General features: G+C 70.4%; 7 protein-coding genes. 4 read left to right on the top strand and 3 right to left on the bottom strand.

What is annotated here, in order from left to right:
• The first annotated feature begins 10 nt into the window (after window positions 1-10).
• Together DD1DGNOD_RS00805 and purL are read left to right on the top strand one after the other, a co-directional pair.
• Window positions 11-1,018, top strand: coding sequence for a DUF3027 domain-containing protein (locus tag DD1DGNOD_RS00805; RefSeq protein WP_430827736.1), 1,008 nt, complete (start codon window positions 11-13; stop codon window positions 1,016-1,018).
• Window positions 1,019-1,214: 196 nt separating this feature from the next.
• Window positions 1,215-3,524 carry a phosphoribosylformylglycinamidine synthase subunit PurL gene (purL, locus tag DD1DGNOD_RS00800; RefSeq protein WP_131769216.1) on the top strand — a complete coding sequence of 770 codons (2,310 nt, stop codon included), beginning with the start codon at window positions 1,215-1,217 and terminating at the stop codon, window positions 3,522-3,524.
• Window positions 3,525-3,756: 232 nt separating this feature from the next.
• On the opposite strand, the gene purQ is transcribed toward purL, so the two are convergent.
• Entirely contained in the window at window positions 3,757-4,503 is a 747-nt protein-coding gene (gene purQ / locus DD1DGNOD_RS00795; RefSeq protein ID WP_131764707.1) for a phosphoribosylformylglycinamidine synthase subunit PurQ, read from the bottom strand.
• 502 nt (window positions 4,504-5,005) lie between these two features.
• Between purQ and DD1DGNOD_RS00790 the strand changes: the two genes are divergently transcribed.
• Both DD1DGNOD_RS00790 and DD1DGNOD_RS00785 read left to right on the top strand, forming a co-directional pair.
• Window positions 5,006-6,061, top strand: coding sequence for a DUF5926 family protein (locus DD1DGNOD_RS00790; protein ID WP_131764708.1), 1,056 nt, complete (start codon window positions 5,006-5,008; stop codon window positions 6,059-6,061).
• Window positions 6,061-7,284, top strand: a complete 1,224-nt coding sequence (locus tag DD1DGNOD_RS00785; protein ID WP_131764709.1) for a geranylgeranyl reductase family protein — start codon at window positions 6,061-6,063, stop codon at window positions 7,282-7,284. Before DD1DGNOD_RS00790 ends, DD1DGNOD_RS00785 begins: the two co-directional genes overlap by 1 nt.
• Here DD1DGNOD_RS00785 and DD1DGNOD_RS00780 read toward each other — a convergent pair.
• On the bottom strand, window positions 7,274-9,784 hold the full coding sequence (locus DD1DGNOD_RS00780) for an AAA family ATPase (protein ID WP_206442865.1): 2,511 nt from the start codon (window positions 9,782-9,784) through the stop codon (window positions 7,274-7,276). The two genes, DD1DGNOD_RS00785 and DD1DGNOD_RS00780, sit on opposite strands and share 11 nt — an antisense overlap.
• A 201-nt stretch (window positions 9,785-9,985) precedes the next feature.
• The coding region (gene larC, locus DD1DGNOD_RS00775) for a nickel insertion protein (protein ID WP_131769215.1) at window positions 9,986-10,631 on the bottom strand (646 nt) is incomplete at its 5' end.

Genomic DNA, 10,631 nt, shown 5'->3' with positions numbered 1-10,631 from the left:
CAATACGTGCGTGGAGGCTCAGGATGTGCAGCTTGGCCCGACAGCACCCCCGACACCGGTGAGCGGGGACGCGGCGGTGCCCGTCGATCCTGACCGGTCCGACCGGCCGGCTCGGGCCGCTCGAGCGAACCGGCCGCCCGCGCTCCCCCGAACCCCGCGGGCTCCCCGGGCGCCGCGTCCACCCGCGGTGGACGCCGTGTGCGCCGCGGCCGTCGAGGAAGCCCGTGCCGCCGCCTTCGCCGAGGCCGGCGATCCGAGTCTGGTCGGTGAGCATCTCGGTGTCGAAGCCGACGGCGAACGGCTTGTCCTGCACCGTTTCGCCTGCAGGGCACGTGCCTACCCCGGCTGGCTCTGGACGGTGGTGGTCACGCGCGCCTCGCGCATGCGCAAGGCCACGGTGGACGACGTGCTGCTGCTGCCCGGCGAGGGGGCGCTGACCGCCCCGCAGTGGGTGCCGTGGTCCCAGCGGCTGCGTCCCGGTGACGTCGGAGTCGGTGATCTGCTCCCGACCGCCGTGGACGACCCGCGCCTGACGCTGCGTCTCGGCGACGTCGAGGAATTCGTCGACACCGACGTGTGGAACGAACTCGGCCTCGGCCGTCCGCGTCTGTTGTCGGTGACGGGACGTGATGATGCTCTTGCTCGCTGGTATGCCGGTGAGTCCGGCCCGGAGGCGTCCATCGCCCGGGTCGCCCCTGCCGCCTGCCGGACCTGCGGTTTTCACGTGCGTCTCGCCGGGATCCTGGGACGGGTGTTCGGGGTGTGCGCGAACGAGATGGCTCCGGACGACGGTCGGGTGACCGCGCTCGACCATGGTTGCGGTGCCCACTCGGAGGCGCTGGTGGCTCCGTCCGCGCATCCGGAGTCGATCGTGTACGACGACGACCCGGGTGATCTGGAGTCCTCCGATCTGGAGCTGGTCGGTGTCGCCACGCATCCGCCCGGCTCGGTCCCGGACGATTCCGCCCGGGCACCGGGCGGGGACGGCGCGGGCCCGGAACCCTACGGCCACTCCTGACGCGGCTCCCGGCCCGCGTCCGGGTTCACCGGTCCCGACCGGCTTCCTCCCTGGCGGGGTCCCCGGTCCCGATCGGCTTCGTCCTCGGCGGGGTTCACCGGGCCTGGCCGGGTTCGGCCTGGCGGAGTTCCCGGGTCTGACCGGGTTCACAGATCCTGACCGGCTTCGCCGGGAGGCGTCCGGGAAGATGGACGGCGTGACCGGTACACCGACCGCACCCACCGCCCCGTCCGCAGCGCCACCCGGCGCCGGCCCGTCCGGCGCAGCCACACAGCCATATCGTGAGCTCGGCCTCACCGACGACGAGTACGCCCGCATCGTCTCCACGCTCGGGCGCACGCCGTCCGACGCCGAACTCGCCATGTACTCGGTGATGTGGAGTGAGCACTGCTCGTACAAGTCGTCCAAGGTGCACCTGCGCCAGTTCCGCGACACACCCGCGGGTGACCGCCTGCTCGTCGGCATGGGCGAGAACGCCGGGGTGGTCGCGGTCGGTGAGGGTCTCGCCGTCACATTCAAGATCGAATCACACAACCACCCGAGCTTCGTCGAGCCGTACCAAGGCGCGGCGACCGGTGTCGGCGGGATCGTCCGCGACATCCTGACCATGGGTGCCCGGCCGATCGCCGTGCTCGACCCGTTGCGTTTCGGGGACGCCGACGCCCCCGACACCGCCAGGGTGCTGCCGGGGGTGATCGCGGGCATCGGTGGTTACGGCAACTGTCTCGGCCTGCCCACGATCGGCGGGGAGGTCGTCTTCGACCCGTCCTATCTGGGTAATCCGCTGGTCAACGCCTTGTGCGTGGGGGTCATGCCGGTCGGTCGGGTGCAGACGTCGGCGGCTGTCGGGGTCGGGAACGCGGTCGTCCTGCTCGGCGCCAAGACCGGCCGGGACGGCATCGGCGGCGTGTCCGTGCTGGCGTCGGCGACCTTCGACGAGGGCGGTGGGCCGGCGCGCCGACCAGCCGTCCAGGTCGGTGACCCGTTCACCGAGAAGATCCTCATCGAGTCGTGCCTGGAGCTGTTCGACCGCGGCTTCGTCGTCGGCATCCAGGACCTCGGCGGCGCGGGGCTCACCTGCGCGTTGACCGAGACGACCGCGGCCGGGCTCGCCGCCGGCGGCCCCGGCGGCATGGAGGTCGACCTCGATCTCGTCCCGCTGCGCGAGGCGTCGATGGCGCCGCACGAGATCCTGGCGAGTGAGTCCCAGGAGCGGATGCTCGCGATCGTCACCCCGGCCGTGCTGCCCGAGGTGCTGGCCCTCGCCGAACGCTGGGGTGTGCTTGCCACCAGGATCGGAACTGTCACTGACAGCGGACGGCTGGTCATCCGCTGGCACGATGAGGTCGTCGTCGACGTCCCGCCCGGTTCGCTCGCCGACGACGGGCCCGTGTACGACAGGCCGGTCCGCAGGCCGACGGACCTGGACACGTTGCGGCTCGACGATCCCGCGGCGCTGCCGCGTCCGAGCACCGGGGACGAGCTGCGCGCGACCCTGCTGACCATGATCGCCTCGCCGAACCTGTGCTCGAAGGCATGGGTGACCGACCAGTACGACCGGTACGTGCAGGCGAACACCGTGCTCGCGCAACCCGAGGACGCCGGGGTGATCAGACTGTCCGAACAGACGGGCCTGGGCATCGCGCTGGCCACGGACGGCAACGGCCGCTACACCCGGCTCGACCCGTTCGCGGGCGCGCAGCTTGCCCTGGCCGAGGCGTGCCGCAACGTGGCCGCGTCCGGAGCCGTACCGATCGCGGTGACGAACTGCCTGAACTTCGGCTCACCCGAGAACCCGGAGGTCATGTGGCAGTTCGCCGAGGCCTGCCGGGGGCTCGCGGACGCCTGCCGCCGGCTCGGGCTGCCGGTAACCGGTGGGAACGTGTCGTTCTACAACCAGACCGGGTCCACCCCGATCAACCCGACACCGATCGTCGGCGTTCTCGGCCTGTTCGACGACGTGGCCCGGCGGGTCCCGATCGGCTTCACGGACGAGGGTGACTCGCTGTTGCTGCTCGGGGAGACCCGCGCGGAGTTCGGTGGCTCCGAGTGGGCCTGGGTGACCCACCGGCACCTCGGCGGGCTCCCACCCGCCGTCGACCTCGCCGCCGAGAAGCTGCTCGCCGAGATCCTGGTCTCGGGTTCCCGCGACGGGATGCTCACCGCGGCGCACGACCTGTCCGACGGCGGGCTGGCGCAGACGCTGGTCGAGTCGTGCCTGCGTGGCGGGCACGGCGCCCGGATCGTCTTCCCTCGGGGGGCGGACCTGTTCACCGAGCTGTTCAGCGAGTCGGCGGGACGCGCGGTGGTGGCCGTGTCCCGCTCGGAGGAGCTGCGCTTCACCGACATGTGCGCCGCCCGTGGACTGCCGTGGCGGCGTATTGGCGTGGTCGACGGCGACACCCTGGAGGTGCAGGACGCTTTCACCGTCAGCCTGGACGAACTGCGGACTGCCCATTCGTCCACCCTGCCGGCCCTGTTCGCAACCACCACCCGGACCGCGTGACCCTGTATAACTTCCGGTGACTCCATGACCCGCATAACCCCTGCGTGGCCCCCACGGCCACCCGCCTGGCCGCACGGCCTGCATGGCCGGGTGAGCCTGCGCGTGGACTGGCATCGCCGGGGTGGCGCGGCGAACGATGTGGATCCGCGGTTGCGCCGACGACATCGGATTCACATCGTCTGGTGGGTGCGGTGGGTGCGGTCGGAGGCGGGTACGGGAACGTGGGTGTGGGTCAGCGACCGGCGCCCACGGTGCCTCCCGCGGCGGCGGGCAGGTGGGAGGTGACTGACCGGAACATGGCCAGGCCGTCCGACCCGGGGCCGGTCAGGGGCTCGACGGCGTGTTCGGGATGCGGCATCAACCCGACAACCGTACGTTCCGCGTTGCAGATGCCGGCTATGTCGGCAACCGAGCCGTTCGGGTTCCCGCCGAGATAGCGGGCGACGATGCGGCCTTCGCCCTCAAGCTCGGCAAGTGTCGCCCGGCTCGCCACATAGCGGCCCTCGCCATGCTTGACGGGGATGACCACCTCCTCGCCGGCCGCGTATTCCGACGTCCACGCGGTGGCGGCATTCTCCACCCGCAGCGTCTGGTCCCGGCAGACGAAATGCAGGCCGGCGTTACGGGTGAGCGCTCCGGGTAGCAGTCCTGCTTCACACAGCACCTGAAATCCGTTGCAGATGCCGAGGACGGGCAGCCCGTCACGGGCGGCATCCACGACCGCGCCGACGATCGGGGAGAAGCGCGCGATCGCACCGGCACGAAGGTAGTCGCCGTAGGAGAACCCACCCGGCAGGACGACCGCGTCCACCCCGGACAGGTCGGTGTCGCCGTGCCAGAGCGGTACGGCCTCGCCACCGCCGAGGCGGACCGCGCGTGCGGCGTCCCGGTCGTCGAGCGAACCCGGGAACGTCACCACACCAATCCGCCGTGTGACCGGTGCCGTGCCGCCGGGGAGTCCGTGCTGGTCGATACTCATGCCACCTCTCTTACCGCGCTTCTCTCTTACCGTGCCTTACCGCCTTGCTTCTCTCCTACCGCGCTTACCGCCTTCTCGGGTGCCACCGGGCCGGGCTGTACCGCCAGTCGGGGAGCGCCGCCGGCCGAGGGGAGTACGGACGGGCCGGGGGAACGGCAGACGGCCGGCGCCGGCCGGACCACACGCCAGCCCCGAGCCTATCGGCGATCAACCGTCCGCTGCGTGATCGCGATTGGCCGGTCGGGAACCCGCACCGTGGGCGATTCTCCCGGGCCGGGCCGGACCGGTCACCGGGCCTCGTTCCCGACGGATCCGGCTTCAGGGTGGATCCGCCGACGAGGGCGTCGGTGGGCCGGCGGGCCGATGCGTCGGCGGGCCGGCGGGCCGGCGGGCCGTGCCGGTACCCGGGAGTGTCGGACGCTGGTACTAGCCTTGGCTCGTACCAACGTCCCGTCGAACCGAGGAGTACGCGATCGCCCGCCGACAGACCGCACGCGTTCCTGTGCCGTCATCCTCCGCGTCCGGCTCCTCCACGCTCGGCCTGCCCGCCGATGGCGGGTCCTCCGATGCCGGGGCACGATCGGACGTGTCCTGGACGGGGGCGGGTGAGTTTCCGGCCGTCGGGCTTCGGTCACCATGCCCATGTGGGTCAGGACGCCGTTACAAGGCGTGCCATGGCGTGCGGCGGCGGCCCGCACCCGTCCTGCGTCCCTTTGCGGGCCGTGCCGACGAGCCGGACCTGGTGGCTCTGCGTGAGCTGGTGCCCAGCGCGACCGCTCCGCTGAAGCTCGCCGCCGCTTACCTTCAGCAGCATCCCGAGCATGCCGACCGTTCCGTCGTGCTCGGCACGATGCTGCCGCAGGCCGTGCCCGCGATCGTCCGTGACAACGGCGAGATCCTCCTCGCCATGCAGACCGGTGTCGCAAGCGACGACGCGGGCACCGACATCGCCCGGGCGTTGCTCGAGGCTCTTGACGCCGCTCCCGGAACGCCCGTCATCCCACGGCCCGCCCCGGCGGGAAGTGCGCGTGGTGATGACGGCCGTGCCGGTCCGACCCTGGCGGACCTGCTGGATCCCGCACCGTTGGACATCACCGTCCACTCCGGGTTCACCTGGTGGCTCCCGCCGTCCGAGGACGGTAGCGGCCCAGCCCAGGACGTCGCGGCCCTGCTGGAACGGGCGAATGCGGCCGTGGTCCCGACGGCTCGGCTGACCTCGGTGGACGCGGCCTACTGGTGCCGTCCGGGCGAGCGGGCGCATCTGCGCTGGGTCCAGCCGTACGACGAGGAACCGCTGCTCGATGCCCTCGCCCGTCTCGCGGTGGCTGCCGATCTTACTGTGGGTGACGGATCCCGTTTTGTCGGCTCGTTCCGGGTGGACGGCCTGGTCGTCCCGGTGTGGGATCTGGCGTCGGACGCCGACGCGGCGAGCTGTGAGGAAGCGGCTGTAGCACTGCGTGACCGACTGGAGAGCGCGGTCGCCGACCGTACCCCGCTCACCCCTGCGGAGCGCCGGATGCGTGCCGGCGTGGTCGGCCGGACTCTCACCCTGCGCTGATGCCAAGCGACCCACCCGAACCCCGGGCGCGGGAAGATCATGATCGCGCTGCCTTCGGCCGTCGGGGGGCAGCCGGCGAGACGTTCGACGTGGTCGTCGTCGGTGCCGGTCCGGCGGGAGCCAGCGCCGCCCGCGCGGCGGCCCGGGCTGGCGCCACCGTGTGCCTGCTCGAACGTGCCGAGCTACCCAGGTACAAGACCTGTGGAGGCGGCCTGGTCGGCCTGTCGGTCGATCATGCTGGCATTGACCTGTCCCGGCTGACCCGCACGAGCATCGACCAGCTCACGGTCTCCCTGGACGGCCGGCTGACGTGCACCCGCAGGCGGCCCGGTCGGCCGATGATGTCCATGGTGATGCGCTCGGAGTTCGATCAGGCGCTGGTCGAGTCGGCCTGCGCCGCCGGGGCGGGCGTCCGGACCGGCGTTCACGTCACCGGGATACGCGAACATGATGTCGCGGACGGTCCCGTCACAGTTGCGGTACGCGGTGGTCCGGTCGTCCTCGCGCGGGTCGTCGTCGGCGCTGACGGCACGTCTGGGCGGGTCGGCGCCTACGTCGGGGTCCGCCTCGACCAGGTGGACGTCGGCCTGGAGGGCGAGTTCCCGGTCAGCGCCCCCGTGGCGCGTCGCTGGGCCGGTCGGGTGCTGCTCGACCTGGGCCCGGTACCCGGTTCGTACGCCTGGCTGTTCCCGAAGGGCGACGTCCTGACCGTCGGCGTGATCGGTTCACGGGACGACGGCGGCGCACTGCGCGCCTACTATGCCGACCTGGTGCGCAGGCTCGGCCTGGACGCCGTCACGCCGCTGCACGACTCGGGGCATCTGACGCGCGTGCGGGCCGCGGACTCGCCGCTGCGCCGTGGCCGGGTGCTGGTCGCGGGGGACGCGGCGGGCCTGCTCGACCCGTGGACGCGGGAGGGGATCTCGTTCGCGCTGCGTTCGGGACGTCTGGCCGGGGAGGCGGCCGCGCGCGCCGCCGCCGGCGAGCTGCGTGCGCTGGATGACTATCCCCGGCGGGTGGAGGTGGCCCTGGGGCCTGAGATGGACGCCGGTCGTGAGGTGCAGGCGGTCTTCGTCCGCCGTCCCGGCCTGCTGCATGCGTTCCTGGCCGCCGTGCCAGGTGGCTTCGGCCTGTTCGGGCGGATCATGGAGGGCCGTTCTACGGTGGCCAACCAGTTACGCCGGCCCGGCGTCCGTGCGGTGACGGCGGCCCTCACCCGCTGAGTGCCCCGGGCGTGCCAGGAGCATGATCGTGCCGCCCTCGACCCGCAGGATTCCCCGGCGCCTCCGAATGCACGGAAAAATCATCATCGTGGGCTCTTCGGCCCTCTGATGCCCCGAAAGTCTCGGCCTCCGAGCGCACGAAAAGATTATTATCGCGCGCTCTTCGGTCTGCCAGACCGAACTGTTCGGCAATCGCCCCGGCGATTTCCAGGAAAGCCTGCCTGGTCGGCTTTCGCATTTCTTCCAGGGCGATATGTCCACCGACCGCCAGATGCGGGTCGTAAGGTACCCGGACGACCCGCCGGGTGCGGGCGACGAAATGTTGTTCGAGGGTGTCCAGGTCGACCGACTCGCGGTTCGCCGGGAAGGTCGAGATAACCGTCACCGCATTCCTGACCTGCGTGGCGTATCCGTGCGCCTCCAGCCAGTCCAACGTGGCGCTGGCGGAGGAACCGCCGTCCGCGCTGGAACTGCTGACAATCACCAGGGTGTCGGCGAGTTCCAGGATGGCGGGCATGGCGCTGTGCAGCATTCCGGTGCCGCAGTCGGTCAGCAGGATCGAATAGTACCGCTGCAGGATGTCGTCGACGGTGACGTAGTCGGTGTCCGCGAACGCCCGGGAAATCTCCGGGGCGTTCGCGGACGCGAGCACTTCCAGGCGGCTGCCGGCCTGCGACAGATACCTGCGCACATCCACGTAACGACGCAGCGAGTCGGCGTTGTCGAGCAGGTCCCGGACGGTGTTCTCAGACGTCCGCGGCACCTTGGCGCCGAGCGTCCCACGGTCGGGATTCGCGTCGATTGCCACGATCCGGTCCCCCCGCAGGCTCGCCAGTGTCGAGCCCAGCCCCACAGCGGTGGTCGTCTTGCCAACACCGCCTTTCAGGGACATGACCGCGATCCGGTGGCAGTCATTCAGGGGTGTGTTGATGCGCTCGATCAAGCGGCGATGACGGGCTTCATCGGCAGAGGGTCCCAGCTTGATTGTTCCGCCGGAAACCTTGAAGAGAATCCTGCGCCAGCCCCGGGACGCGACGTCCGGCCGGGTCGGGAGCAGCGCGCTGGTCATGAGACGGCCGGACATGCCACTGATCGGTATCTCGGTATCCGGTTCCTGGGGTTCTCCCGGACCTGCGGGATCGGCTTCCGGACCTCGGGCGCGCGGATCATTGTCGCGCAGCCTTTGGTTGTTTTGCTCTGAAGTGCCTCCGGCTGTGCGAAAATCATTATCGCGCAGCCTTTGGCCGGTTGACTCCGGCCGGAGGCTGGGCGGCGGTGCCGGATACTCGGTACTCGGATAGGGACTGTCGGGATACGGAAAGGCTGTTCCGGCAATGCCGGCGAAGGGCATGCCGAGCTGCTGTTCGTTGCGGTAGCCCTCGTCACTCCGAAACGGCGGATCCTCGCCGGGCACCATCGTGAACGGCGCGGTGGACGGGTCCGCCGGCTGCTCGGCTGGTGAAGGCAGCGGCGATGCGGGCGCCGGGTGCTGCGTGGAGACCGGTGTATGCGGCAGGTGTGCCTGTTCGTGCCGGCCTTGCTCCCGGTGGTTCTGTTCCCGGTGGCCTTGGCCAGCACGATTTTGGCCAGCACGATTCTGGCTGGCGTGGTTCTGGCCGGCGTCCGGTGGCTCGAGAGGGCGTCGAGCGTCACCCGGACGCTCCTCGTGCCGGAACGGAACAGTGGGCGTCCGACGATCGGCCGGTGGTGGCGGTGCGCTGGTGAAACCGCCAGGGAATATCTCACGGTCGAACAGCGGATCGTAGGTCGAGGATTCGGTCCAGGGCCGCCCGTTCGCACCCTGCGCGTTCATACCCGGTGCGTTCGGGGTTGGCGCATTCGGGGTCGGCGCGTTGCCGGAACCGGAACCGCCCGTACCGGCGTCCTGTGCCAACCGGCTTACGGACGTGCCAGGTGTGTCCGAAGGCGATGAGGACGATAAGGACGGTGAGGACGGCGACGGCGACGGCTGCGGGTTGCCGCCGACGTCCGGTGCCCACGGGCCGGTCAGTGGGTTGAAGGATGGGCGGGCCCACGAGCCGGCGGTGTCGTGACCGGAATCCCGGGGCACGACGTTGTTTGCCGCGATGTTGTTAGTCGTGATGTTGTCCGCCTCGGTGTACCTGTCCACCACGGCGAAACCAACGGCGACATCGTCCGGCGCCGGTGTGCCGGGAGAGCGCCCGGACGAGGGAGACGGGTCGTAGGCCGTCTGTGGCCACGAACTGGTGAGCGGGTCGAAACCGCGTCCACCACCGTGTGGTGAGACGGGCGGAGACGCTACCTGCGGAGGTGGAACCGACGGCGGGCCGGCAGGTCCGCCGAGCGGGCCGCCGTTCACGCCGGTGCGGGGTGGCGTGAGGACGTCCACCGACTGCGGATCCGCCGGACCGTTGACCCGTCGCACGGGTTCCTGCTGGAGCCGCAGGGCATATGAGGTCTCGTTGTTCGACTCGACCGGATCCGGCGGAAGGTAGGAGCGGGACGATGACGGTGACATCGATTGTCACTCCCCCCGAATCGGTTCGCGTCCAAAGTGCGCTACGTCCAAATCCCACTACATTGACATACCAGCCGGTTCGATCACTCGATCGGGTCGGACGTACGTCCGACCGACCGCAATCCCGCGGCACGTATGGGGAGGGAGTACGTCCGGTCGATCTCTCACCGCCCGCACCGACCGATATCCGCTGGAGCCGGCTCAGGATCGCATGTCGGTCTGTACCCTGCCGTCACCGGTACCGGCGTTGTCGCTGATGACGGTGTTGTCACCAGTGTTCCGGTTAGGTCCGAAAAATGACGGTCCGTCCGTGTTCAGCGCGGCTGCTGTCGCCGCCGCCAGCACCCAGCGGGTCGGCTGGCCCAGCCGGGTGGCGGTCTGCTGGACGTCGTCCCACTCGGGTTGCGCGGTGACGACCCGACCATCGGCAAGCATGCCGATCTTCACGGCGATGGTTTCGCCGCCCACGTCCACGCTGCGATAGGCGCGGACGAGGGCCCGCTTGCGCACTGCCGTCTCGCGCAGGCCGAGGGTGGGGGTGTGCAGGAAGACCAGCCGCCGGACGGCGTCGGCATGCGGCTGCTGGACGAGCACCGACAGCGTGTGCGCCGGACGGCCCTTCTTCATCAGCATCGGCGTCAGCCAGGCGTCGCGGGCACCCGCTGCCAGGAGCGTGGCCATGATCTCCGGCCAGGCGCGCGGGTCGAGGTCGTCGACGTTGGTCTCGATGAGCAGCTCGTCGACCGCGGCGGGGAGGTCCGTGGCGAAAGCGCCCGATGCGTGGATCTCCGGCGCGGGGATGTCCGGGGTGAGTGCATCCGGTGCGGGGACGTCCGCGGGGGGGAAG

This window comes from Candidatus Protofrankia californiensis (assembly GCF_900634765.1).
Taxonomy (GTDB): domain Bacteria; phylum Actinomycetota; class Actinomycetes; order Frankiales; family Frankiaceae; genus Protofrankia; species Protofrankia californiensis.
The sequence above is the reverse complement of the archived record's forward strand: the minus strand, read 5'-3'. Positions and strand labels throughout refer to the sequence as shown.